At 73.5% G+C, this 25224-nt stretch carries 21 protein-coding genes; 12 read left to right on the top strand and 9 right to left on the bottom strand.

The window, feature by feature from the left end:
• Nucleotides 1-62 precede the first annotated feature (62 nt).
• A complete protein-coding gene (locus BLT52_RS11600) occupies nucleotides 63-1112 on the bottom strand; it encodes an LCP family protein (protein ID WP_090593727.1) in 1050 nt (349 codons plus the stop codon).
• Nucleotides 1113-1204: 92 nt separating this feature from the next.
• Here BLT52_RS11600 and BLT52_RS11595 point away from each other — a divergent pair, with 92 nt between their 5' ends.
• From BLT52_RS11595 to BLT52_RS11570, 6 genes are all read left to right on the top strand, one after another.
• Entirely contained in the window at nucleotides 1205-2644 is a 1440-nt protein-coding gene (locus BLT52_RS11595; protein WP_090593724.1) for an L-serine ammonia-lyase, read from the top strand.
• Nucleotides 2644-3477 (top strand): transglutaminase-like domain-containing protein, encoded by an 834-nt coding sequence (locus tag BLT52_RS11590; protein ID WP_090593721.1) that lies wholly within the window; start codon nucleotides 2644-2646, stop codon nucleotides 3475-3477. Before BLT52_RS11595 ends, BLT52_RS11590 begins: the two co-directional genes overlap by 1 nt.
• A 41-nt stretch (nucleotides 3478-3518) precedes the next feature.
• Nucleotides 3519-4367, top strand: coding sequence for an LLM class F420-dependent oxidoreductase (locus BLT52_RS11585; RefSeq protein ID WP_090593718.1), 849 nt, complete (start codon nucleotides 3519-3521; stop codon nucleotides 4365-4367).
• Nucleotides 4368-4495: 128 nt separating this feature from the next.
• Nucleotides 4496-5611, top strand: coding sequence for an ABC transporter ATP-binding protein (locus BLT52_RS11580; RefSeq protein WP_090593716.1), 1116 nt, complete (start codon nucleotides 4496-4498; stop codon nucleotides 5609-5611).
• A gap of 142 nt (nucleotides 5612-5753) precedes the next feature.
• Nucleotides 5754-6836, top strand: a complete 1083-nt coding sequence (locus BLT52_RS11575; protein WP_090593713.1) for an alpha/beta hydrolase family protein — start codon at nucleotides 5754-5756, stop codon at nucleotides 6834-6836.
• 36 nt (nucleotides 6837-6872) lie between these two features.
• Nucleotides 6873-8234 (top strand): DUF4032 domain-containing protein, encoded by a 1362-nt coding sequence (locus BLT52_RS11570; RefSeq protein ID WP_090593710.1) that lies wholly within the window; start codon nucleotides 6873-6875, stop codon nucleotides 8232-8234.
• 894 nt (nucleotides 8235-9128) lie between these two features.
• On the opposite strand, the gene BLT52_RS11565 is transcribed toward BLT52_RS11570, so the two are convergent.
• Together BLT52_RS11565 and BLT52_RS11560 are read right to left on the bottom strand one after the other, a co-directional pair.
• Nucleotides 9129-9890, bottom strand: coding sequence for an SDR family NAD(P)-dependent oxidoreductase (locus BLT52_RS11565; protein ID WP_090593708.1), 762 nt, complete (start codon nucleotides 9888-9890; stop codon nucleotides 9129-9131).
• Nucleotides 9891-9905: 15 nt separating this feature from the next.
• Entirely contained in the window at nucleotides 9906-11081 is a 1176-nt protein-coding gene (locus BLT52_RS11560) for an acyl-CoA dehydrogenase family protein (RefSeq protein WP_090593705.1), read from the bottom strand.
• A gap of 74 nt (nucleotides 11082-11155) precedes the next feature.
• Between BLT52_RS11560 and BLT52_RS11555 the strand changes: the two genes are divergently transcribed.
• From BLT52_RS11555 to rlmB, 3 genes are read left to right on the top strand one after another with little or no spacing between them, the layout of a single operon-like run.
• The gene (locus tag BLT52_RS11555; protein WP_090593702.1) at nucleotides 11156-11740 is read left to right on the top strand and encodes a TetR/AcrR family transcriptional regulator; all 585 of its coding nucleotides are present in this window, start codon (nucleotides 11156-11158) and stop codon (nucleotides 11738-11740) included.
• A gap of 33 nt (nucleotides 11741-11773) precedes the next feature.
• Nucleotides 11774-13222, top strand: a complete 1449-nt coding sequence (cysS, locus tag BLT52_RS11550) for a cysteine--tRNA ligase (RefSeq protein WP_090593699.1) — start codon at nucleotides 11774-11776, stop codon at nucleotides 13220-13222.
• The gene (gene rlmB, locus BLT52_RS11545) at nucleotides 13222-14178 is read left to right on the top strand and encodes a 23S rRNA (guanosine(2251)-2'-O)-methyltransferase RlmB (protein ID WP_090593697.1); all 957 of its coding nucleotides are present in this window, start codon (nucleotides 13222-13224) and stop codon (nucleotides 14176-14178) included. The genes cysS and rlmB overlap by 1 nt, the downstream gene beginning before the upstream one ends.
• 53 nt (nucleotides 14179-14231) lie before the next feature.
• Here rlmB and BLT52_RS11540 read toward each other — a convergent pair whose 3' ends face one another.
• The 5 genes from BLT52_RS11540 to yczE form a co-directional block, all read right to left on the bottom strand.
• Nucleotides 14232-15050: a DUF559 domain-containing protein gene (locus BLT52_RS11540; protein ID WP_197679014.1), complete on the bottom strand. Its 819-nt coding sequence runs from the start codon at nucleotides 15048-15050 to the stop codon at nucleotides 14232-14234.
• A gap of 336 nt (nucleotides 15051-15386) precedes the next feature.
• Nucleotides 15387-16547 carry a pyridoxal phosphate-dependent aminotransferase gene (locus BLT52_RS11535; protein ID WP_231946277.1) on the bottom strand — a complete coding sequence of 387 codons (1161 nt, stop codon included), beginning with the start codon at nucleotides 16545-16547 and terminating at the stop codon, nucleotides 15387-15389.
• A 480-nt stretch (nucleotides 16548-17027) separates the two neighbouring features.
• A complete protein-coding gene (locus BLT52_RS11530; RefSeq protein WP_090593695.1) occupies nucleotides 17028-18698 on the bottom strand; it encodes an alpha-amylase family protein in 1671 nt (556 codons plus the stop codon).
• The gene (locus BLT52_RS11525; RefSeq protein ID WP_090593692.1) at nucleotides 18695-19669 is read right to left on the bottom strand and encodes a TIGR03885 family FMN-dependent LLM class oxidoreductase; all 975 of its coding nucleotides are present in this window, start codon (nucleotides 19667-19669) and stop codon (nucleotides 18695-18697) included. Before BLT52_RS11525 ends, BLT52_RS11530 begins: the two co-directional genes overlap by 4 nt.
• Nucleotides 19666-20373, bottom strand: coding sequence for a membrane protein YczE (gene yczE, locus BLT52_RS11520; protein ID WP_090593688.1), 708 nt, complete (start codon nucleotides 20371-20373; stop codon nucleotides 19666-19668). Before yczE ends, BLT52_RS11525 begins: the two co-directional genes overlap by 4 nt.
• Nucleotides 20374-20434: 61 nt before the next feature.
• Here yczE and yczR point away from each other — a divergent pair, with 61 nt between their 5' ends.
• On the top strand, nucleotides 20435-21880 hold the full coding sequence (gene yczR / locus BLT52_RS11515; RefSeq protein ID WP_197679013.1) for a MocR-like transcription factor YczR: 1446 nt from the start codon (nucleotides 20435-20437) through the stop codon (nucleotides 21878-21880).
• Nucleotide 21881: 1 nt separating this feature from the next.
• Here the strand turns inward: yczR and BLT52_RS11510 are convergent, their stop codons facing one another.
• Nucleotides 21882-22598 carry a sulfite exporter TauE/SafE family protein gene (locus tag BLT52_RS11510; RefSeq protein WP_231946632.1) on the bottom strand — a complete coding sequence of 239 codons (717 nt, stop codon included), beginning with the start codon at nucleotides 22596-22598 and terminating at the stop codon, nucleotides 21882-21884.
• A 198-nt stretch (nucleotides 22599-22796) separates the two neighbouring features.
• On the opposite strand from BLT52_RS11510, the gene BLT52_RS11505 reads away from it, so the two are divergent.
• Both BLT52_RS11505 and BLT52_RS21695 read left to right on the top strand, forming a co-directional pair.
• On the top strand, nucleotides 22797-24239 hold the full coding sequence (locus BLT52_RS11505) for a glycine hydroxymethyltransferase (protein WP_090593683.1): 1443 nt from the start codon (nucleotides 22797-22799) through the stop codon (nucleotides 24237-24239).
• A gap of 52 nt (nucleotides 24240-24291) precedes the next feature.
• Nucleotides 24292-25200, top strand: coding sequence for a class I SAM-dependent methyltransferase (locus tag BLT52_RS21695; RefSeq protein WP_197679012.1), 909 nt, complete (start codon nucleotides 24292-24294; stop codon nucleotides 25198-25200).
• Nucleotides 25201-25224 lie beyond the last annotated feature (24 nt).

The following is a 25224-nucleotide window of genomic DNA, read 5'->3' as shown; positions in this document are numbered from 1 at the left end:
ACCCGCTGCGGGTCGGGGCCGTTCGGGCGTCCGGGGGGTGCTGGGTCACCCCGGGTGCTGGCTCACTCCGGGGGGTAGGTGCTGACGTACTCGTCCATCGTGTCCTGCTGGAGGGCCTCGGCCATCTCGGCCAGCTGGGCCTCGTCCACCACGTCGATGGAGGCCCCACCGGGGCTGGTGCCGAAGCCGGAGATGGGCGCCTGCAGGGAGACGATGTCGTCGCGGCCGTCCAGTCGCAGCGACAGCGCGGTCTCGCGGATGACCTGGTCGGTCAGGCCGCTGCTGACCTGGGTGTGGGCGGCGATGCCGCCGACGAAGGCGGTGAACCGTCCGGGGTCGGCCAGCACCTGGGGGCTGATCCCCTTCGCCACGATGGCCTGCACCACCTTGCGCTGGTTCTCGGCCCGGTCGAGGTCGCCCTCGGGCAGGGACTTGCGCTCACGCACGAACCACAGCGCCTTCTCCCCGCTCAGCTCGACCTCCCCCACCGGGTAGTCGTGGCCGTGGGAGCTGAAGGCGTGCTCGTTGTCCACCGTCACCCCGCCGACCGCGTCGGTCAGCTCGATGAAGCCGGTGAAGTCCACCACGGCCAGGTGGTCCATCCGGGCGTCCAGCAGACCCTCGATGGTGGCCACGGTGAGCGCGGTGCCGCCGTAGGCGTAGGCGGCGTTGATCTTGTCCATCCCGCGCCCGGGGATCTCCACCCACATGTCGCGGGGGAAGGAGATCAGGTAGGCCGTCTGCCGGTCCCCGCTGAGGTGGGCCACCATCAGAGTGTCGCTGCGACCGGCGTCGCCCTCCCCGCGGCTGTCCGACCCCATCAGCACGACGTTGACCGGCTGGGCGCCGTCGCCCCCGGGGGCCTCCGGCGCCGCCGAGGGGCGCAGGGACTCGTCCGGCAGCTCCGCGGTGCGGTCCAGGTTCTCCGAGATCCGCTGCTGCAGCGAGGACGCGTAGACGAAGAGCCCGCCGGCGGCGACGACCGCCAGGGCCAGCAGCACAACCAGCGGCGCCACCCAGCGCCGGCGCCGGCGCTTGGCCGGCAGCGCCCGTCGGGGAGCCTCGTCGTCCTCGTCCCTACCCGCCCAGATGGGCCGCTCGTCCTCGTCCACGCGGTCACTCTAGGGCTCCGGGGGACCGTGGGGGGTACGGCCGAGCCTGCTCCCGGCCGCTGACGGCCCGCTCACGGGGGCAGACTGGGGGGATGAGCGTCAGCGTGTTCGACCTGTTCTCGATCGGGATCGGCCCGTCGAGCTCCCACACCGTGGGCCCGATGCGGGCGGCCCAGCGGTTCGTCACGGGTCTGGCCGACGACGCGCTGCTGCCCCGGGTGGGACGGGTCCGCGCGGAGCTGTTCGGCTCCCTGGGCGCCACCGGTCACGGCCACGGGTCGGCCCCCGCCGTGCTCGCCGGGCTGGAGGGTGAGCGTCCCGAGACCGTGGACACCGACTCGATCCCCCTGCGCGCGGCCGCGGCCCGGACGGACGGTGTGATCGAGCTCAACCGCACCGACGCCGACCCCGGCCGTCGACGCACCGTCACCTTCGACGCCGACGAGGACCTCGTGCTGCACCGACGGCGCTCGCTGCCCTTCCACCCCAACGGGATGACCTTCACCGCGTCGGACCAGGCGGGTGGCACGCTGCGGGTGGCCACGTACTACTCCATCGGCGGGGGCTTCGTCCTCGACGACGACGGCACCGGCCAGCCGGCGCTGCAGCCCGACCCCACCCCGGTGCCGCACCCCTTCCGCACCGGGGCGGAGCTGCTCGACGCCTGCGAGACCTCGGGGCTCTCGATCGCGGAGGTGGTGTGGGCCAACGAGTGCGCGCGCCGTCCGGGTGCGGAGGTCCGCGCCGGCCTGCTCTCGGTGTGGGAGGCGATGGTGGACTGCGTCGAGGCCGGCTGCCGCCACACCGGCACCCTCCCGGGTGGTCTGCGGGTCCCCCGGCGTGCGGCGGACCTGAACGCGCGGCTGCTGCGCGAGGGCGGGCTCTTCCGCGACCAGGTCGACCCGCTGGCCGCGATGGACTGGGTGACGCTGTGGGCGCTGGCGGTGAACGAGGAGAACGCCGCCGGCGGTCGGGTGGTGACCGCGCCCACCAACGGCGCCGCCGGCATCATCCCGGCGGTGCTGCACTACGCCGTCCGCTTCGTCCCGCTGCGGACCCGCGACGGCTCCACCACCGCCCACCTGGGCACCGAGGACGCGATCTGCGAGTTCCTGCTGGTGGCCGGCGCCCTGGGGGCGATCTACCAGCAGAGCGCGTCCATCTCCGGGGCCGAGGTGGGCTGCCAGGGGGAGGTCGGCACCGCCTGCTCGATGGCCGCGGCCGGACTGGCCTCGATCCTGGGGGGCACCCCGAGGCAGATCGAGAACGCCGCCGAGATCGGTCTGGAGCACCACCTGGGGCTGACCTGCGACCCGGTGGGCGGGCTGGTGCAGATCCCGTGCATCGAGCGCAACGCGGTGGCTTCGGTGAAGGCCATCACGGCTGCCAGACTGGCCCTGCACGGCACCGGCACGCACAAGGTCACGCTCGACCAGGTGATCAGGACGATGATGCAGACCGGGGCCGACATGAAGGTCAAGTACAAGGAGACCGCCCGTGGCGGTCTCGCCGTCAACATCGTGGAGTGCTGATGCCCCCCTCCCCCGCCGACCCCGGCCCCGCCGGGTCGCTGCGCACCGTCTCCTGCAGCATGACCCTCGACCTCACCGGGCGCCGCACCCGGGTGGTGGCCGCCATCTCGGCGGCGGCCTCGGTGCCGCTGCAGAGCGAGGCGCTGCACGTGACCGTCGACGGCCAGGGGGTGGAGGTCACCGAGCTGGTCGACGCCCACGGCACCCGGCTGCACGAGTTCACCACCGAGGGCCAGCGCGCCCAGGTCTACTACTCCGCCACCACGTCCGGGCCCGCACCCACCCCGCCGGTGGACGGGCTCGACCTGGTGCAGTACCTGCGCCCCAGCCGCTACGTGGAGTCGGACTCCCTGGCCGCGGTGGCCAGCACCGAGTTCGGCGGCCTGTCCGGGTTCGAGCTGGTCTCGGCGGTGGACTCGTGGGTGCACGAGAAGCTGACCTACGCCGCCGGCTCGAGCCGGCCCACCGACGGTGCCGTGCAGACCGTCCTCAACCGCCGCGGTGTCTGCCGGGACTACGCCCACGTCACGTCGGCCTTCCTCCGGGCCATGAACGTCCCGGCGCGGGTGGTGGCCGTCTACGCCCCCGGGCTGAGCCCGATGGAGTTCCACGCGGTCACCGAGGCCTTCGTCGAGGGCACCTGGTACGTGGTCGACCCCACCCGGCTGGCGCCGCGGCAGTCGATGCTGCGGGTGGCCACCGGGCGCGACGCCGCCGACGTCGCCTTCCTCACCAACCACTGGGGGCTGCTGGAGCTGAGCGGCTACCAGGTCACCGCGGTGGCCGACCAGCTGCCCACCGACGACCCGTCCCAGCACGTCGTGCTGTCCTGACCCGGTCCACCCGACCGGCCGAACCCCTCGATGGAGAGACCATGACCGAGCCCGACCCCCGCCCGGCCCGCCTGGCGGTGCAGATCCAGCCCCAGCACGCCAGCTACGACGAGCTGCGCCGGACCGCGTCCACCCTGGAGGAGATGGGCGTCGACATCATCTTCAACTGGGACCACTTCTACCCGCTGAGCGGTGACCCCGACGGCCTGCACTACGAGTGCTGGACGATGCTGGCCGCCCTGGCCGAGTCCACCGAGCGGGTGGAGATCGGCCCGCTGGTCAGCTGCAACTCCTACCGCAACCCCCACCTGCTGGCCGACATGGCCCGGACCGTCGACCACATCAGCGGCGGCCGGCTCATCTTCGGCATCGGCGCCGGCTGGGCTGAGCGGGACTACACCGAGTACGGCTACGAGTTCGGCACCGCCGGAAGCCGGCTGGCCGACCTCGCCGAGGCGATGCCGGCGATCCGGGACCGCTGGGCGCGTCTCAACCCGCCGCCCACCCGGGAGGTGCCGATCATGATCGGCGGTGGCGGGGAGCGCAAGACGCTGAGGATCGTGGCCGAGCACGCCACCATCTGGCACGGCTTCGGCGACGCGGAGACCCTGGCCCACAAGAACCGGGTGCTGGACGACTGGTGCGCCCAGGTCGGCCGGGACCCGCGCGAGATCGAGCGCTCCGCCGGGGTGGCCCCCACGCCGGGCCGCGAGCCCGAGCAGGTGGCCGACTACGCGGCCGCGGCGCAGGCCCTGCACGACGTGGGCACCCGGCTCTTCACCGTCGGCTGGACGACCCTCGAGCCCGACCTGGGCAAGGTCCGCGACCTGCTCTCCTGGCGCGACGAGGTGAATGCACAGGCCCGTGACCACGACGGGACATCCAGGTAACGAACGGGTCTCAGTGGGGCCCGCTGCGGCCGGTTGCCTTGTCGGCTCACCGGTGGCGTGACAGTGTGACCCTGCTCCATTCACTACGGATCGTCGGGCACGTACCGCCCGTGAAAGGAAGGCGTGGCATGGCCACAGTCAGTTTCAAGGATGCAACTCGGGTCTACCCCGGGGCCGACAAGTCGGCCGTCGACAAGCTCAACCTCGAGGTCGGGGACGGCGAGTTCATGGTCCTCGTCGGGCCGTCGGGGTGTGGCAAGTCCACCTCCCTGCGGATGCTCGCCGGTCTGGAGGAGGTGAACGCGGGCTCCATCCACATCGGTGACCGCGACGTCACCGACCTGCCGCCCAAGGACCGCGACATCGCGATGGTGTTCCAGAACTACGCGCTGTACCCCCACATGACCGTGGGCGACAACATGGGCTTCGCGCTCAAGATGCAGAACGTGCCCAAGGCCGAGCGCCAGCAGCGCGTGATGGAGGCCGCCAAGCTCCTCGGCCTGGAGGACTTCCTCAACCGCAAGCCGAAGGCCCTCTCCGGTGGTCAGCGTCAGCGCGTGGCCATGGGTCGTGCCATCGTCCGCCAGCCGCAGGTGTTCCTGATGGACGAGCCGCTGTCGAACCTCGACGCCAAGCTCCGCGTCTCCACCCGCACCCAGATCGCGGCCCTCCAGTCGCGCCTGGGCGTCACCACCGTCTACGTGACCCACGACCAGGTCGAGGCCATGACGATGGGTGACCGCGTGGCGGTCATGAAGGACGGTGTGCTGCAGCAGGTCGACAGCCCGCTGGCCCTCTACGACACCCCGAACAACCTGTTCGTGGCCGGCTTCATCGGGTCCCCGGCCATGAACCTGATGGAGGGCAAGGCCGTCGAGGGCGGTGTCCGGATCGGTGACTACACCGTCCCGGTCGACCGCGAGACGCTGTCGAAGGTCGGCGGCGAGTCCGACGTCACCATCGGCATCCGTCCGGAGATCTTCGAGCTCTCCGAGGCCGGCGACGGCATCGGTCTCGACGTCGCCGTGGTCGAGGAGCTGGGTGCTGACGCCTACCTCTACGGCACGCTCAGCGGTCTGGACCCCGACGCGCAGCTCACCGCGCAGCAGGTCGTGGCCCGCATCTCCTCGCGTCGTCCTCCGACCCGCGGTTCGCAGGTCCGTCTGGCCGTGGACCCGCAGCACGTCCACGTGTTCTCCAACACCACGGGCGAGCGCGTCTCCACCGCGGCCGGCCGCGACTGAGCCGAACGCACCAGCACGACCCACGAGGGCCCCGCTCCGGCGGGGCCCTCGTGGCGTCTCCGGCCGGGTGCGTCCCCGGCCGCGGGCCGGCACGAACCGGGGACCAGGCTCGTTGACACCGGTGAGCCCCGCAGGAGGAACCATGGCCCGTCATCTCGCCCTCGCCACCACCGCACTCGTCGGCCTGCTGGTCGGCGGGTGCTCGGCCACCCAGCCCCAGGGTGCGCCGCCGCCCGCCCCGCCGAGCAGCTCGGCGACGTCCGCAGCTCCCACCCCGAGCGCACCGCCGACCCCTCCGCCGAGCCCCACCCCCACGCCGTCCCCCACGCCGACGCTGCCCGAGCCCGTCTCCGACGTCGGGCTGGCCGCGCTGATGGCCGAGGACGTCGACCGCGACGGGGAGATCACCCGCGAGCGGCTGCAGTCCGAGACCAGCACCCACGAGCGGTGGGAGGTCAGCTACCCCAGCGGCGACCTGACCGTCACCGGCATCCTGCTGGTGCCCAAGGACGACGGCCCCTTCCCGGCGGTGGTGCTCAACCACGGCCACATCGAGCGCGACGCCTACTGGAGCGGCCAGGGCGTCCCGCGCGAGCAGTTGGCCCTGGTCGAGGCCGGCTTCGTGGTGCTGCACACCGACTACCGCGGGCACGCCGGCTCCGACGACACCGACGAGGTCGACCACTCGCTGCGGGTGGGCTACGTCCGCGACGCCCTGGCCGCCGCCGCCGCGCTGGGCAACGAGGACGACGTCGACCCCGACAAGATCGGCATGATGGGCCGCTCGATGGGCGGCGGCGTGACGCTCGGAGCAGCCGTCGCGCACCCGGAGCTGGTCGGCGCGGCCGTGGTGCACGCCTCGGTCAGCTCCGACTACGAGGACAACTTCCGCCGCTGGGAGCTGCCCGAGCGGGGCGGCACCGCCGAGGACGTCCAGGAGGAGTACGGCGAGCTCGACGAGGCGACGGAGTTCTACGACGACCTGTCCCCGCGGACCTACTTCGACCGGCTCGCCGAGGCCGGCGTGCCGGTGCAGAGCCACCACGGCTCCCAGGACGACACCTGCCCGCCCTCCTGGGCCCGTGACACCGAGGAGGCCCTGGAGGAGGCGGGCGTCGAGGTCGACGCCCACTACTACGCCGACGAGGGCCACACCTTCGAGGCGGACTGGGACGAGGCGATGGAGCGCAGCATCGACTTCCTGCAGGAGTCCCTCGACGTGTGACGGGTCCGGCACGGGGAGAGGGTGCACACTGGTGCGGTGCCCCGCTTCCTCTCCGCCCGACCGGACGCCCGGCTGATCCCGCTGCCGTGGTCCACGCCGCTGCAGGACTGGCCGACCGAGCACCTGGTCGCCCTGCCCCGGGGCATCTCCCGGCACGTGGTCCGCTTCATCCGGGTGGGCACCGACGTCTACGCCGCCAAGGAGGTGCTGGAGCACCTGGCCCTGCACGAGTACCGGCTGCTGCACGACCTGATGCGGCTGGCCACCCCCTCGGTGGTGCCGGTCGGCGTGGTCACCGGGCGGATCAACGAGGAGGGCCCGCTGGACCCGGTGCTGCTCACCCAGCACCTGCAGTTCTCGCTGCCCTACCGCTCCCTGTTCTCCCCCGGTGTGCGGCAGGAGACCGTCAGCCGGTTGCTGGACGCCATGGTGGTGCTGCTGGCCCGGCTGCACCTCAGCGGCTTCCTGTGGGGCGACGTCTCGCTCTCGAACTGCCTCTTCCGCCGCGACGCCGGCTCCTTCGCCGCCTACCTGGTCGACGCCGAGACCGGTGAGCTGCACGACACCCTGACCAACGGCCAGCGCGCCCACGACCTGTCCATCGCCCGGACCAACCTGTTCGGGGAGTTCTGCGACCTGGAGGCCGGCGAGCTGCTGGACCCGGCCCTGGACCCCCAGCAGCTGGTGGACACCATCGAGGCCCGCTACGCCGAGCTGTGGTCCGAGCTGACCGGGGTGGAGGAGTTCGACGAGTCCGAGATGCACCGCATCGAGGGACGCGTGCGCCGGCTCAACGCGCTCGGCTTCGACGTCGCCGAGCTGGACATCACCACCGACCTGGACGGCTCCACCGTCCGGATCCAGCCCAAGGTGGTCGACGCCGGGCACCACTCGCGACGGCTGCTGCGGCTGACCGGTCTGGACACCGAGGAGAACCAGGCCCGCCGGCTGCTCAACGACCTCGACACCTACCGCGCCCGCACCGACCAGCAGGGCGCGGACGAGGCCATCGTCGCCCACCAGTGGCTGACCCACTGCTTCGAGCCGGTGATCGCCGCCGTCCCCGCGGACCTGCGCGGCAAGCGGGACTCCGCGGAGATCTTCCACGAGGTGCTGGAGTACCGCTGGTACACCTCCGAGCGCAACGGCTACGACATCGGCCTGATGGAGGCTGCCCACGGCTACGTGGAGAACGTCCTGCGCACCCTGGAGGACGAGGCCCTGACCGCGGCCCCCCTGCCGGAGAAGCGCCTGGCCAACCCCTACGACCCCTCCCAGGGCTACGCCGAGGACACCGACGACAAGCCCTACGACCCGTGGGAGGACGGCGCCGACGACGACGTCGACGTCCGCGCCGGAGGTTTCCTCGACATCGACGCCCTCCGCCGGCGGGGGTGAGCGTCTGCGCCGGACCCCCTGGCTGGGTCCGGCGGTGGTCCAGGGCGGGGGTGTCCCGCCCGGGGCGCAGCCTCCTCCTCGTTCCTCGGAGGAGTTGCGCCTTCACGCCCGCCACACCCGGACACCCCCGCCCTGGACCACCACCTCCTGCCCGGGTGTCCGACCCACCCCCTCACCCCACGCGGGTCGGGTGGTCGCCTGTCTCACCGCCCCTTCCGTGGCCGGGCTGACTGCCCATGTCGCCCACCTGCGCCCCTTCCCTGGCCGGGCTGAGTGCCCACGTCGCCCAGCTGGCCGCCTTCCGTGGCCGGGCTGAGTGCTCATGCGCCCAGCTGCCCCGTCTGCTCGAGCACCCCTGGGCATGAGTGGCGGGACACCGTCAGGTTCATCGTCCGCTGATCCCGACCATGTCCGGGTCGAGTGATGCTTCAGACGGCGGCCGTCGCCGGGGTCTCGCACCTGACGACCTGACACCGACGGGCCGCCGCGGCTGAGGTGACGGTGCTGACCGCACCCGGGCCGGGCGGAGGCCGTCCGCTCACCGGCGATCCACCGGTGGGCGTCGTCGGCGGCGAACCTGCGGACGGGTGGCCGGACCGCGCCGGCAGCACCGTCAGCACGGCCTGACCCGGTTCGGCGCACCCCCGGGCGAAGGCCACCCGGGGCACCGGCTCAGGGGGCAGGGAGTCCCCCGGCCGCCGGGAGGAACGTCGACGCGCTGGCCGAGGGGCGGGGGCCGGACGTGGGCACGAGGGCGGCGGTCCGGGGGCGGGGGTCGGGGAGTGGCGGGCGTTGGGAAACTCCTCCGAGGAACGAGGAGGAGGCTTCCCGGGCGGGACCCCCGCCCCCGGACCGCTGCCCGGACCAGCCCGCGTCGGGCCCCTGCTGCCGGACCTAGCGCGGGGGCATCCGGAGCGCCCCATCGAGGCGGACGACCTCGCCGTTGAGCAGCGGGTTCGCCACCAGGTGCTCCACGAGCATGGCGTACTCCTCCGGGCGGCCGAGCCGCGCCGGGTGCGGGACCAGGGCCTCCAGCGAGGAGCGCACCTCCTCGCCCAGCCCGGCCATCATCGGGGTCTCCATCACCCCGGGCGCGATGGTGGCGACCCGGATCTGGTGCTGCGCCAGGTCGCGGGCCGCGGTGATGGTCAGCGCGGCGACGCCGCCCTTGGAGCTGGCGTAGGCGGCCTGCCCGACCTGGCCGTCGTAGGCGGCGACGCTGGCCGTCATCACGACGATCCCGCGGTCGCCGTCGAGGGGCTCGTTGGCCGTCATCGCCTCCGCGGCCAGCCGCAGCACGTTGAAGGTGCCGACCAGGTTGATCTCCACCACGGTGCGGAAGGCGTCGAGGGAGTGGACGCCCTTGCGGCTCAGGATGCGTCCGGGGGTGGCGACCCCGGCGCAGCTCACCACCACCCGCAGGGAGCCCAGCCCGGTGGCCTGCTCGACGGCGGCCCGCACCTGCTCCTCGTTCCGGACGTCGGCCGGCGCGAAGACGGCCCGCGGCAGCTCGTCGGCCACGGAGGCACCGGCCGAGCCCGGCAGGTCGGCGACCACCACCCCGGCGCCGGTGGCGGAGAGGGCGCGGGCGGTGGCGAGCCCCAGCCCGGAGGCGCCACCGGTGACCAGCACGGAGTCGGAGGGGGTCAGCTTCATCGGGTCTCTCCTGGGTCAGCGGCGCGGGTCGCGCTGGGTGGGTCGGGACGAGCGTCGCAGCAGGTGGCGGGCCAGCACCAGCCGCTGGATCTGGTTGGTGCCCTCGAAGATCTGGCTGACCTTGGCCTCGCGCATCCACCGCTCGACCGGGAAGTCGCGGGTGTAGCCGTAGCCGCCGAGCACCTGCACGGCGTCGGTGGTCACCCGCATCGCGGCGTCGGTGCAGACCAGCTTGGCCACCGCGGCCTCGCGGCTGAACGACATGCCGGCGTCGCGGCGCCGCGCGGCGTGGAGGTAGGTGGCGCGGGCGCTGTCGGTGGCGGCGGCCATGTCGGCCAGCAGGAACTGCATGCCCTGGAAGGCGGCGATCGGCTGCCCGAACTGCTCGCGCTCCTCCGCGTACCCGACGGCGGCGTCGAGGGCGGCCTGGGCGAGCCCGGTGGCGCAGGCGGCGATGCCGAGACGTCCGGAGTCCAGGGACTCCAGCGCGATCCGGACGCCCTCCCCCTCCGCGCCGATCCGACGGTCCGCGGCGACGCGGACGCCGTCGAGGTGGACCGCGGTGGTGGGTGAGGCGGTCATGCCCATCTTCCGCTCGCGGGCGCCGGTGGAGATGCCCTCGGCGTCGGCGGGGACCAGGAAGGCCGAGACACCGCGCGAGCCGGGGCGGGTCCGGGCGAAGAGGGTGTAGTAGTCGGCCACGTCGCCGTGGGTGATCCAGGCCTTGCTGCCGGTGATCAGGTAGTCCTCGCCGTCGCGGACCGCCCGCGTGGTCATCGCCGCCACGTCCGAGCCCGCCTGGGCCTCGGACAGGCAGTAGGCCCCGAGCAGCTCCCCGCCCAGCATCGCCGGGAGCAGGGCGTCGCGCTGGGCGTCGGTGCCCTCGTGCGCCAGGGCCAGGCAGGTCATCACCTGGACCGAGACGCTGACCCCGACGGTGAACCAGGCCGAGGCGATCTCCTCCAGGGCCTGCAGGTACACCTCGTAGGGCTGCTCCAGCCCGCCCCAGCGCTCCTGGTGGGTCATCGCGAACAGCCCCATCTCCCCCAGCTGGGCCACCAGGTCGCGCGGGAACTCCCCGACCTCCTCGGCCTTGGCCGCACGTGGCGCCAGCTCCTCGCGGGCGAACCCGGCGACGGCGGCGACGAGGTCGCGGGCCTCCTCCGAGGGCAGCAGGCGGTCGACGGTCATGGAGCTCCTCCTGGGTCGTCCGGCACCCGGGACGGTACGCAGAACGGTACGGACGAGCGTACGCTAGTACCGTCATGATCTCCATCAGACCCTCCGGTGCACTGACCCGGCGCCAGTCCCAGCTCGAGACCGCGCTGGTGCGCGTCGTGCTGGCCGAGGGGTTCGCCCACCTCACCGTGGACGAGCTGGCCGAGCGGCTGGGCTGCTCGAAGCGGACGCTCTACGCGCTGGCCCCGAGCAAGGAGCAGCTGGTCACCCGCACCGTCCGGCTGTTCTTCCGCGAGGCCGCCGAGCAGGTCGAGGACTCGATCCGACGCACCCGCTCCCCCGCCCGCCGGCTGACCGGCTACCTGGAGGCGGTGGCCGAGGCGCTGGCCCCGGCCAGCCGGGCCTTCCTGGCCGACGTCGCCGCCTTCGCCCCGGCGGCGGAGATCTACGAGCTCAACACCCAGCTGGCCACCGAGCGCGTCCGGGAGCTGATCAGCGAGGGCATCGCCAGCCGGGCGTTCCGCGACGTCCCGGCCCTCTTCGTCGCCGAGGTGGTGGCCTCGACCATGCGCCGGATCGGCACCGGGGAGCTGCAGCGGGCGACCGGGCTCAGCGACGCCGAGGCCTACTCCCAGCTGGCCGAGGTGGCGGTGGCCGCGCTGCGACGGTGAGCCCGCCCACCGTGTTCTCTGTAGGCTGCCCCGGTGAGCCTCCGCCTCTACGACACCGCCACCCACGAGATCCGTGAGCTGGTCCCGCTGCGCCCGGGTACCGTGTCGATCTACCACTGCGGGCTGACCGTCCAGTCCGCGCCGCACCTCGGCCACATCCGCAAGGAGGTGGTCTTCGACGTGCTGCGGCGCTGGCTGACCTGGAAGGGGCTCGAGGTCACCATCGTGGCCAACGTCACCGACATCGACGACAAGATCCTCACCAAGTCCGCCGAGGCCGGCGTCCCCTGGTTCGCCCACGCCTACCGCTTCGAGCGCGAGCTGCACGCGGCCTACGCCGCGCTGGGCTGCCTGCCGCCGACCTACGAGCCGCGCGCCACCGGCCACGTGCCCGAGATGGTCGAGATGATCGAGCAGCTGATCGAGCGCGGGCACGCCTACGCCAGCGAGGACGGGTCCGGCGACGTCTACTTCGACGTCCGCTCCTGGCCCTCCTACGGCGAGCTGTCGGGGATGCGGCTGGACGACATGGAGCCCGCCGCCGACGCCGACCCGCGGGGCAAGCGCGACCCGCGCGACTTCGCGCTCTGGAAGGGCCACAAGCCCGACGAGCCCGAGTCGGCGTCCTGGCCGACCCCGTGGGGCCGCGGGCGTCCGGGCTGGCACCTGGAGTGCTCGGCGATGGCCGGGAAGTACCTCGGTGACGAGTTCGACATCCACGGCGGCGGGCTGGACCTGCGGTTCCCCCACCACGAGAACGAGCTGGCCCAGTCCCGGGCCGCCGGACGTCCCTTCGCCCGGCTCTGGATGCACAACGCCTGGGTCACCGCGTCCGGGGAGAAGATGAGCAAGTCCCTCGGCAACGGGGCGCTGGTCTCGGAGGTGACCCGGACGCACCCGCCGCGGGCCGTCCGCTTCTACCTGGTGGGTCCGCACTACCGCTCGCAGATCGAGTGGTTCGACACCTCCCTGACCGAGGCCACCGCGGCCCTGGCCCGCATCGACGGCTTCGTCGAGCGCGCCGTCCGCGCCGGCGTCCCCGCTGCCCCGACCACCCTGCCCACGGCGTTCGTCGAGGCGATGGACGACGACCTCGGCACCCCGGGTGCGGTGGCCGTCCTCTACGGCGCGGTGAAGGAGGGCAACCAGGCCGTCGACCGCGGCGACCACGCGACGCTGGCCGAGCGGCTCGGTGAGGTGCAGGCCATGCTCGACGTGCTCGGCCTGCGCGCCGACGACCCGGCCTGGGGCTCCACCGGCTCCGAGGACGACCTCACCGCCGTGGTGGACGCCCTGGTGGGGTCCCTGCTCGAGCAGCGGGCCCGCGCCCGGGCCGAGAAGGACTTCGCCGCCGCGGACGCGGTCCGCGACTCCCTGGCTGCGGCCGGGATCAGCATCACCGACACCCCGGACGGCCCCCGGTGGGCCGTCTCGACGAAGGAGCTGCCCGTGCCACGCGCGGGCACGAAGGAGCAGCACTGATGCCAGGCAACAGCCAGCGGCGCAACGCCACGTCCCGCCAGGGCAACACCGCCGGCAGCGGTGGCCGGGTCCGGCGCGCCCTCAAGGGCAAGGGGCCGACCCCCAAGGCCGAGGAGCGTCCGTACCACAAGGCGTACAAGGCCAAGCAGGCCGCCGAGCGCCGTGCGTCCGGACGCCAGACCACCAGCAGCGGCCCGCGCACCGGACGTCCGGGTGCGGGCGCTGAGTGGGTGGCCGGACGCAACCCGGTGCTGGAGGCGCTGCAGGCCGAGATCCCGGTGAAGACCGCCTACGTCGCCGAGGGTGCTGAGCGCGACGACCGGCTGCGCGACATCCTCCGCCTCGCCGCGGACCGCAGCATCCCCATGCTGCAGGTGACCCGGATGGAGCTGGACCGCCACACCGGCGGCGCCATCCACCAGGGTGTGGCCCTGCAGCTGCCCGAGTTCACCTACGCCCACCCCGACGACCTGCTGGCCGCAGCCGTCGAGGCGGGCCCAGCGGCCCTGGTCGTCGCGCTGGACTCGATCACCGACCCGCGCAACCTGGGCGCCATCGTGCGCTCTGCGGCGGCCTTCGGGGCGACCGGCGTGCTGATCCCCGAGCGCCGCTCGGCCGGCATGACCGCCGCCGCCTGGAAGACCTCCGCCGGCGCGGCCGCCCGGCTGCCCATCGCCAAGGCCACCAACCTCAACCGGAGCCTGCGGGAGTTCGCCAAGGCCGGCTTCACCCTGGCCGGTCTGGCCGGGGAGGGCGAGGTCGACGTGGCCTCGCTCCCCGGGGCGTCCGGTCCGCTGGTGCTGGTGATCGGCAGCGAGGGCGACGGCCTGTCCCGTCTGGTCCGCGACGCCTGCGACGTGCTGGTCTCGGTCCCCATCGCCGCCCAGGTGGAGTCCCTCAACGCCGGCGTCGCCGCCGGCATCGCCCTCTACGAGGTCTCCCGCCAGCGCAGCTGATCGCACCGACGTGCTCATGCGCGCACGACGGGTCTCCAGAGGTCCTGTCCTGCTCACATGAGCACGCGCGTGCGGTGGTCCCCACGCCGGAGGACCTCGCTCAGCGCCCTCTGGGTCGCCGGCCAGTCGAGGAACACCTGCTCCCAGGTGAGCCGGATGACGAGGTAGCCCCGTCGGCGGAGCTCGAGATCGCGTCGTCGGTCCGCAGCGTAGGTGTCGAGCCCGGTGTGGTGGGCCACGCTGTCGCACTCGATCACCAGGCGCTCCCCGACCAGGATGTCGACGCGCCCCACAGCGGGGATGCGCACCTGTGCCCGCACCCTGTGACGGCTCTCCTCCAGCCACCAGCGCACCCGGGTCTCGGTGCCCGACTCCGCGTCCGACCGCACCCGGCTGAGCGGTTCCGCCGCGCGGCGCGGCAACCTCGCCAGCACCGAGGCGAGCTGCGAGCGCCCGAGCAACCCACGGTGGAGGGCGGACTCGAACAGGACCGCCGCGTCCCGCGGACCCAGGCAGCCGACCGCGTGCTGCAGCGTCAGCTCCAGCGGCGCGACGGGCTCCTCCGGCCAGCGACGCGGCTCCGGGCGGTGCAGCTTCACATCACGGGCCAGCTGCTGCGCCCGGCCCCCACGTCTACCGAAGACGTGGAGGCCTGCCACGGGCGGGGTCCAGAGCCCGTGCACCTCAGCCGCGCTGACGCAGGTCAGCCGCAGCCCCTGCCGCAGTTCGCTGAGCGCTGACGGCGGCGCGTCGGGGGTGGCCAACCAGGGTCCCAGCCGTATCAGCCGCCCCTCCGCCACCAGGGCCTCGACCCTGCTGCGGGTGTAGCCCTCCGCCGCCAACCTGGTCGCCCTGACCACCGGGATCGCCATCTCCCCACCCCAGCAGGATCAGCGGGCGAGTGGGTGCGGTCATCCACAGGCTCGACGGGCCGCACCTCCTTGCTCATGCGCGCACGACAGCGTCCAGAGCGGCTCGTCCTGCACGCATGGACACACACGTGTCGGCTGAGGGTGGGGACGACGCGGTGCCCACCCAGGTTGTCGAGCGCTGGCGACCTGGGTCGACGCAGGGCTCAACCCACGCGACGAGGGCGGCGCGGTCGACGTGATCGAGCACCGACCTGCTCATACGCGCAAGACAGCCTCCAGCGGGGGCCGTCGTGCGCGCATGGACAGACGCGTGTCGTGAGGGGCGAGGGTACGGCGTCAGAGGCGGGCGAGGCGCTCGGCGGCCTCGGCCAGGACCTCGGGGCGCTTGCAGAAGGCGAAGCGGACGAGGGTGGCGGCGGACGCCGGGTCGGCGTGGAAGACCTGGGTCGGGACGGCGACGACGCCGACGCGGTCGGGCAGCCCGCGGCAGAAGGCGATGCCGTCGGTCTCCCCGATCGAGGCGATGTCCACGTTGACGAAGTAGGTGCCCTGGGCGCCGAACACCTCGAGGCCGGCGCGGCGCAGCCCCTCGGTGAGCAGGTCGCGGCCCGCCTGCAGCCGGTCCCGGATCTCCGCGAACCGCTCCCGCGGCAGCCCCAGCCCGAGGGCCACGGCGGGCTGGAACGGCGCCCCGCCGGAGAAGGTGAGGAACTGCTTGGTGGCGTTCACCGCGGTCACCAGCGCCGGGGGCGCGCACACCCAGCCGATCTTCCAGCCGGTGACGTTGAAGGTCTTCCCGGCCGAGGAGACCAGCACGGTCCGCTCCCGCATGCCGGGGAAGCCGGCCAGCGGGCGGTGCACGTGCCCGTCGAAGGTGAGGTGCTCGTACACCTCGTCGCACACCACCCACAGGTCGTGCTCGACGGCCAGCGCGGCGATGCCGGCCAGCTCGGCCTCGGTGAGCACCCGGCCGGTGGGGTTGTGCGGGCTGTTGACCAGCAGCACCCGGGTCCGCGGCGTGATCGCGGCCCGGAGCGCGTCCAGGTCGAGGGCGAAGTCGGGAGGTCGCAGGGTGACGGGCCGGAGCACGGCCCGGGCCATCGTGGCCGCCGCGGCGTAGGAGTCGTAGGTGGGGTCGAGGGCCACCACCTCGTCACCGGTCTCGCAGAGCGCGAGCAGGGCGGCCGACACCCCCTCGGTGGCCCCGGTGGTGATCAGCACCTCGGTCGCCGGGTCGTAGGTCAGCCCGTACCACTCCTGCTGGTGCCGGGCCACGGCCTCGCGCAGCACCACGTGCCCGGTCCCCGGCGGGTACTGGTTGACGCCGTCGCGGATGGCCCGCTGGGCCTCCTCGAGCACCTCGGGCGGACCGTCGGTGTCGGGGAACCCCTGCCCCAGGTTCAGCGCGCCGGTCCGTGCGGCCAGCAGCGACATCTCGGCGAAGACGGTGGTCCCGAAACCACGCATCCGCTCGACCAGGGGCTCAGAGGTGGGCACCGGCCCACCGTCTCACACCGCCCACCGACCGCCGGGAGCACCGGCGACCGGCCCACCGTCTCGCCGGGTCCACCGACGGCCGGCCGACTGACCACCGCAATCGCCGACACCGACGCCGGTCACCGCAGTCGCTGCCCACCGACCGGACAGCTGCCCACCGACCGGACAGCTGCCCACCGACCGGATAGCTGCCCACCGAGCGCCGGGACCGCTGGTCCTCGGACAACGCAACACCGGCCACCGGCTACCGGTTGCCGCGACCTGTGGCCACCGACCGACAGATACCGACCGCCGTCGCCGACTGCGGCAGCGGCCCCACCGCGTCGGCCCCGACCGCGGCCACAGAGCCGGACCATGGCACCGGTAGCGGCCTCATCCGGCAGCGCCCCGACCGACGCAGCGCCCCACCGCGTCAGCGACCACCGCCACGGTCACGCCTAGGGCCACCAAGCCGCCCGCGGCCTCGCCAGCGAGCACCGCTCAGGGCAGGTCCAGCGCACCCTCGGGCCGCAGCCTCAGCCAGCGGTGGCCGTAGCCCTCCAGCACCAGCTCCAGGCACTCGTCGCCGGCGGCGACCAGCTGGTGGCTCAGGACGTCCAGGGCCTCGGTGCCGTCCCCGGCGCGACACACGTCCAGCGACAGCGTGACCGGGTCCGGACCCAGGTTGTGCACCGCCACCATGGACACCTCGTCGAGGTCGCAGCGGTGGGCCAGCACCGAGGGGTGCGGCTGCTCGATCAGGGCGAAGGTCCCCCAGCCCAGCTCGGGGCAGCTGCGGCGCACGGCGACCAGGGCCTTGATGAAGGAGAACAGCGAGTCCGGGTCGTGCCGCTGGTCGGCGGCGTTGACGTGCTCGGGGCCGTAGCCGTCCGGGACCACCCGCTGGATCAGCTGCTCGGGCTCGGCGGCGGAGAACCCGCCGTTGCGCGCCCGGCTCCACTGCATCGGGGTGCGGACGGCCATCCGGCCCGCCGCCTGCAGGTCCTCCCCCATCCCGATCTCCTCGCCGTAGTAGATCGAGGGCGTGCCGGGGAGGGAGAACATCAGCGAGTACGCCAGCCGGACGCGCCGGGGGTCGCCGCCCAGCATCGTGGGCAGCCGGCGCTTGAGCCCGCGGTCGTAGACCTGCATCGACTCCTCGGGCCCGAAGGCGGCGAAGACCTCCTGCCGCTCCTCCTCGCTGAGCTGGTCCAGGGTCAGCTCGTCGTGGTTGCGCAGGAACGTGGCCCACTGGCAGCGGGGGTGCAGCTCCGGACGTCCGGCCAGGGCCGCGGCCAGCGGGGCGGCCTCGCCGCGGGCCATCGCCAGGTAGCTGGCCTGCATGGTGACGAAGTCGAACATCATCTGCAGCTCGTCACCGTCGCCGCCGCCGAAGTAGGTGGTCTGCGCCTCGTAGGGCAGGTTGACCTCGCCGAGCAGCACGGCGTCCCCGCGGCGCCGACCGAGGAAGGCCCGCAGCTCCTTCAGCACCTGGTGCGGGTCCCCGGCCAGGTGGCTCTCCGCGGTCTCCACGTCCTCGACGAAGAAGGGCACCGCGTCGACCCGGAACCCGTCGACACCGAGCTCCAGCCAGAACCCGATCACCCGCATCAGCTCGTCGACCACCGCCGGGTTGCCGACGTTCAGGTCGGGCTGGTGGCGGTAGAAGTGGTGCAGGTACCACTGCCCGGTGCGCTCGTCGTGCTCCCAGATCGAGTCCTCCTGGTCGGGGAAGACGACCTCGGCGGAGGTGTCCGGGGGCTCGGTGTCGCGCCACACGTAGTAGTCGCGGTGGGGGCTGTCCACGCTCTCCCTCGCCGAGCGGAACCAGGGGTGGGCGTCGGAGGTGTGGTTGATCAGCAGGTCGACGATGACCCGGATGCCGCGGTCGTGCGCGGTCCGGATCACCTCGACCAGGCGCCCGTGGTCGCCCAGGCGGGGGTCGACGCCGTAGAAGTCGGTGACGTCGTAGCCGTCGTCGCGGTCGGGGCTGGGGTAGAACGGCATCAGCCACAGGCAGTTGATGCCGAGCTCGGCCAGGTAGTCGATCCGCTGGGCCAGCCCGGCCAGGTCGCCGACGCCGTCACCGTCGGCGTCGTAGAAGGTCTCCACGTCCAGGCAGTAGACGACCGCGCTCTTCCACCACAGGTCGCTGGTGTCGGTGATCCTCATCGGGTGCCCACCGCACCGTGCAGCTGCGGGAGAACCGAGTCACCGAAGACGTCGATGAAGCCGCTCTGCTGCTGCCCCACGTGGTGCAGGTAGACGTCCTCGAAACCCAGCCCGGCGTACTCCGCCAGCCAGGCCGCGTGCTGGCCGGGGTCGGCCGAGATGCGGACGGCCGCGCGCACCGACTCCATCCCGACGTGCTCGGCCGCGGCGTCGAAGCCGGCCGGCGTCTCGGTGTCCCAGTTCACCGGCTCGGAGAAGACGTTGGTCCGCCACTGGTCGAAGGCGATCGCCTCGGCCTCCTCCTCGGTGCGGGCCCACGACAGGTGCACCTGCAGCGACGCCGTCCCGCGCCCACCTGCCTCGCGGTAGGTGTCCAGCAGCCGCTTCAGCACGTCCACCGGCTGGTTGATGGTGACGATCCCGTCGGCCCAGGCGGCCACCCGGGCGGCGGACTCCACGCTGACCACCGGGGCGATCAGCAGCGGGGTCGGTTCGGCCCGCTCCCAGACCCGGGCCCGGTCGACGGTGACCAGCCCGTCGTGGCTGACCTCCTCCCCGGCCAGCAGCGCCCGGATCACCGCCACGCACTCGTCGCGGCGGTCATCGCGGACGTCCTTGGCGGGCCAGCGCTGACCCGTCACGTGCTCGTTGGACGCCTCGCCGCTACCCAGCGCGACCCAGAACCGGCCTGGGAACATCTGACCCAGGGTGGCGATCTTCTGCGCCACCACCGCCGGGTGGTAGCGGACGCCGGGCGCGCAGACCGTGCCGAAGGAGAGCCCCGTGGTGGCCAGCGCGGCCCCCAGCCAGGACCAGGCGTAGCCGGAGTGGCCCTGCCGCTCGCTCCAGGGGCCGAGGTGGTCCGAGCACATAGCCATGGCGAAGCCGGCCTGCTCGGCGTGCTGGACGTCGCGCAGCAGCTGGCGCGGGTCGAGCTGCTCGTGCGAGGCGTGGAAACCGAGACGCGTCATGCCCCCAGCGAACCATCACCGGGGTCGGGCGCGCTGGGGGACGCGCTGGGCCGGGCGGGGAGGCGGACGGTCACCCACGGCAGCACCGCCTGCGCGACGGGTCCGATGGCCAGGGCGTAGAGCACCGTCCCCAGGCCGAGCGGCCCGCCGAGCGCCCACCCGGCCAGCACGACGGCCACCTCCAGCACGGTGCGGACCAGCCGGATGGAGCGTCCGGTGCGCCGGGCCAGACCGGTCATCAGCCCGTCGCGCGGACCCGGGCCGAGCTGGGCGCCGATGTAGAGGGCGGTGGCCGCGCCGTTGAGCAGCACCCCCGCCGCCAGCAGCACCACCCGCCACGCCAGCGACCCGACCGGCTCGACCAGCGCCAGCACCACGTCGACGACGACGCCGACCACCACCGCGTTCGCGATCGTCCCCAGCCCGGGCCGCTGCCGCAGCGGGATCCACAGGGCGAGCACCGCCACCGAGACCACGATGATCAGGGTGCCCACGCTGAGCGAGAGCCGCGCCGACAGCCCCTGGTGCAGCACGTCCCACGGGGCCGAGCCGAGGGCGCCCCGCACGATCATGGCCAGCGAGATCCCGTAGAGGACGAGCCCGAGGCCCAGCTGGGTCAGCCGGCGGGCGAGGCGACCGGCCCTCAGCTGCTGGATCGGGCCGAGGTCGGCGAGGGCGGGACGCGTGGTCGTGCTGGAGGGCATGCACCCACCCTGGCCGAGGAGTGGCCTTGTCATCCATAGCCAGTTGGCGCAGAGTGGCCTCGTGCAGCGCACCATCTCCGCCACCCGGGTGGCGACCCTGCTGGGCGACGGCTGGACCTCACCCGCCTACGAGCACCTGGCCGGCCGGCTCCGGGCCGCGGTCGACGACGGCCGGATCGCCGCTGGTGCCCGGCTGCCCAGCGAGCGGGAGCTCACCTCCCGGGTCGACGTCAGCCGCACCACCGTCACCCGCGCCTACGGGCTGCTCCGCGAGCAGGGCTACCTGGAGTCCCGGCGGGGATCGGGCAGCGTGGTCCGCCACCCCGCCGTGGCCGGTGGCCGGGTGGACCACCTGCTGAGCCCCTCCGGCGGGGCCGAGGACGACATCGACCTCACCTGCACCGCCCCCGTCGCCCCGCCCGGCGTGGTCGACGCCTACGCCCGCGCGCTGGAGCAGCTCGGCGGCTACCTGCCCGGCACCGGGTACTACCCCTCGGGCCTGCCGGTGCTGCGCGAGGCGCTGGCGGCCCGGTTCACCGCCCGCGGCCTGCCCACCGACCCCGACCAGGTGCTGGTCACCTCCGGGGCGCTGGCCGGGGTGGCCATCGCCGTCCGCGCCCTGCTCGAGGCCGGGGACCGGGTGGTGGTGGAGAACCCGACCTACCCCAACGCGATCGCCACCCTGGAGGGCGCGCGGGCGCGGGCGGTCGCGCACCCGGTGCACCACCGCGAGCACGGCGACGAGTGGGACACCGGGGGCCTGGCCACCCTCGTCCGCCAGGTCGGGGCCCGGGCGGCCTACCTGGTGCCGGACTTCCACAACCCCACCGCGGCGCTGATGGACACCGACCAGCGTCACCGGGTGGCCACCGTGCTGTCCCGGGCCCGGGTGGTGCCCATCGTGGACGAGTCCCTGGTCGACCTCGCCCTGGACGGGCAGCAGGTGCCGGTCCCGCTCGGGCGGCTGGTCCCCGACGCGGTCACCGTGGGCAGCGCCAGCAAGAGCTTCTGGGGCGGTCTGCGGATCGGTTGGCTGCGCGCCCCCCGGGCCCGGATGGCCGACGTCGCCGCCAGCCGGCTGCGGCTCGACCTAGGGGCCCCGGTGCTGGAGCAGCTGGTCGCGGTGGAGCTGCTGGCCCGGGCCGAGGAGCTGGTCGCCGAGCAGCGTCGCCGGCTCCGCGAGGGACGCGACCTGCTGCACGCCGCCGTCACCGCCGCGCTGCCCGACTGGCGGGTGGACGTCCCCACCGGCGGCATGGCGCTGTGGTGCGAGCTCCCCGTGCCGCGCTCGACCGCCCTCTGCGTGGCTGCGGCCCGGCACGGGCTAAGGCTGGCCGCCGCCCCGAACTTCGCCGTCACCGGGGGGTTGGAGTCCTGGCTGCGGCTGCCCTACTCCGCCCCCGCCGACCAGCTGGCCCAGGTGGCGCCCCGGCTGGCGCCGGCCTGGGAGGAGGCCCTGGCCGACCCGAGCCGCCGCGGCGGGGAGCCGGTGGCGATGATCGCCTGACTCAGGTGACCAGCAGCACCACGGCGCTGAGCGCGGCGGCACCGAGCACGGCCAGCTCGAAGGCCTGCTGGCGGATCCGCTTGATCAGCGTGATCCCCAGCGCCGCCCCGACCAGGACGCACGGGGCCAGCACCAGCGCGAGCAGCAGCAGCCGCGGCTCGAGCAGCCCCAGGCCGGCACTGAAGGGCAGCTTGGTGAGGTTGATGAGGAAGAAGAACCAGGCGTTGGTGCCCACGAACCGCTTCTTCTCCACCGCCTGCCCGAGCAGGTAGAGCGCCATCACCGGGCCCCCGGCGTTGGCCACCATGGTGGTGGTCCCGGCGGCGGTGCCGACGCCCAGCCGCGCCGGCCACGGCCACGGCCGGACGGGGGCGTCCGAGCCGGCGCGGCGGCGCCGCATGGCCAGCTGCAGACCGGTGAGCAGCAGCAGGATGACGCCGAGGCCGCGCTGCATGGCGGTGTCGCTGAGCACCGACAGCAGCCAGGTGCCCAGCACCAGCCCGGGCAGCAGACCCGGCAGCAGCCCGCGGATCAGCCGCCAGTCGACGTCGCGGCGGTAGCGGGTGACGGCGACCACGTCGCCCACCAGCAGCACCAGCAGCAGCGCCGCGGTGGACTCCCGGGCGGGCAGCACGAGGGCGAAGACGGCGACGGCCAGCGTGCCCAGCCCGCCGATGGCGGTCTTGGCGAAGCCGACGCCGACGGCCGCGACGGCCAGCAGGACGAAGGACAGGACGAGGGCCGGACCGGTCTGGCCCGTCCCGAGCAGCTCACCGATGGCGGTCCCCTGCCGCGGTGACGCGGTACGTGCACAGGCTCACGACGTCTCCTTCCCCGTGCCCGGCCGGACTGTACCGCGCCCCCTCCCGGCAGCGGATAACCTGAGCGGGTCTGAGCCCCTCGACCAGGAGTACCGGTGACCGATCCCCTCATCCCGTCCGTGAACGACGCCTACCGCGCCACGCTGCAGGTGGTGGAGTCCGTGGAGCCCCGCATCGCCGGCGCCATCCGCTCCGAGCTCCACGACCAGCGGGCCTCGCTGAAGCTGATCGCCTCGGAGAACTACGCCTCCCCCGCGGTGCTGCTGACGATGGGCAACTGGCTGAGCGACAAGTACGCCGAGGGGACGATCGGGCACCGCTTCTACGCCGGCTGCCAGAACGTCGACACCGTCGAGTCGATCGCCGCCGAGCACGCCCGCGAGCTCTTCGGCGCCGAGTACGCCTACGTCCAGCCGCACTCCGGCATCGACGCCAACCTGGTGGCGTTCTGGTCCATCCTGGCCCACCGCGTCGAGCAGCCCGAGCTGGCCGAGGCCGGCGTCCGTCAGGTCAACGAGCTCTCCGAGGACGCCTGGGAGGTGCTGCGGAAGAAGTTCGGCGAGCAGCGGATGCTCGGCATGAGCCTGGACGCCGGCGGCCACCTCACCCACGGGTTCCGTCCCAACATCTCCGGCAAGATGTTCCAGCAGCGCTCCTACGGCACGAACCCCGAGACCGGTCTGGTCGACTACGACCAGGTGGCCGCCGCCGCCCGGGAGTTCCGCCCGCTGATCCTGATCGCGGGCTACTCCGCCTACCCGCGCCGGATCGACTTCGCCCGGATGCGTGAGATCGCCGACGAGGTCGGGGCCACCTTCATGGTCGACATGGCCCACTTCGCCGGTCTGGTCGCCGGCAAGGTGTTCACCGGCGACGAGGACCCGGTGCCGTTCGCCGACGTCGTCACCACCACCACCCACAAGTCGCTGCGCGGTCCGCGCGGCGGTCTGGTGCTGGCCACCGGGGAGTACGCGCCCAGCGTCGACCGCGGCTGCCCGATGGTGCTCGGCGGCCCGCTCTCCCACGTGATGGCGGCCAAGGCCGTCGCCCTGGCCGAGGCCCGCCAGCCCTCCTTCCAGACCTACGCCCAGCAGGTCGCCGACAACGCCAAGACCCTGGCCGACGGCCTGATGCGGCGGGGGGCCAAGCTGGTCACCGACGGCACCGACAACCACCTGGTGCTGATCGACGTCAGCGGCTACGGGCTGACCGGCCGCCAGGCCGAGTCCGCCCTGCTGGAGGCCGGTGTGGTGACCAACCGCAACGCCGTGCCGAGCGACCCCAACGGCGCCTGGTACACCTCCGGCGTCCGCCTCGGCACCCCGGCGCTGACCTCGCGCGGCTTCGGCGGCGCGGAGTTCGAGCAGGTCGCGGACCTGATCACCTCGGTGCTGTCCTCGACGACCCCGGCCACCGCCAGCAACGGTCAGCCCGGCAAGGCCAGGTACGTGCTGGCCGACGGCGTGGCCGAGGGCACCCGCGCCCGCATCGCCGAGCTGCTCGAGGCCAACCCGCTGTACCCCGGTCTGGAGCTCTGAGCGAGGGCGGAATCCGGTGGTGGTCGCGGCGGGACGCTCCTAGCCTCCCGTCGTGACCACCTACCAGCACCCCCTGGCCTACCTGCTCGCGATGGAGGGGCTGGCGCTGCTGCGCGGCTGGTCCGGTGAGCGCGACGAGGCCTTCACCCGTGACCGCCTGGCCGAGGTCCGCCGCCTGCTGGACGACCCGTCGCTGACGTCTCACCCCGGGGTCCGGGTGGCTCGCGGCTCGGCCGCCGAGGGCTACCGGCAGTGGGCCCCGGGCTACGACCAGCCCAACGGCCTGTTCGACCTGGACGAGCCCTTCGTCGCCGAGGTGGTCGACCCGCTGCCGCCCGGGGTGGCCCTGGACGCCGCCTGCGGCACCGGACGCCTGACCGAGCTGCTGCACCGGCGCGGGCACCGGGTGGTGGGGGTGGACGCCTCACCGGAGATGCTGGAGCTGGCCCGGAGCCGGGTGCCCGGGGCCCGCTTCGAGGTCGGCGACCTCACCCGGCTCCCGCTGCCCGACGCCTCGGTCGACCTGGCGGTCTGCGGGCTGGCGCTCTCCCACCTGCCCGACCTCGGCCCGGCGGTGGCCGAGCTGGCCCGGGTGCTGCGCCCCTCGGGCCACCTCGTGGTCACCGACGTCCACCACGAGCTGGTCCGCCGTGGCTCGGTCGTCCCCTCCCTCGGGCCCGGGGGCGAGCCGGGCCTGGTGCCCACCTACCAGCACACCCCCGGGGACTTCCTCCGCGCGGCGCTGCCCCGGGGGCTGGAGGTGCGGCGCTGCGAGGAGCCGGGCGCGTCCCGCGAGGAGGTGTCCCCGTCGGCCACCGGCCCGGCACCGGCCACCGAGGGTGCCGACCTCGGGCAGTGGGACGTCTGGCCGTGGTCGCTGATGCCGCTGCTGCCCGCGGCCACGGCCGCCGCCTGGGACACTCCGTCCACCATCCTCTGGCACTTCCAGCGCGCCGCGTGAGCCGCACGGCCCGGCGTGCGCCCG

Origin of the sequence: Auraticoccus monumenti, from assembly GCF_900101785.1 — a bacterium.
In the GTDB taxonomy this organism is placed as follows: domain Bacteria; phylum Actinomycetota; class Actinomycetes; order Propionibacteriales; family Propionibacteriaceae; genus Auraticoccus; species Auraticoccus monumenti.
Note: the sequence above shows the minus strand (reverse complement) of the source record. Positions and strands in the feature narration are given on the sequence as shown.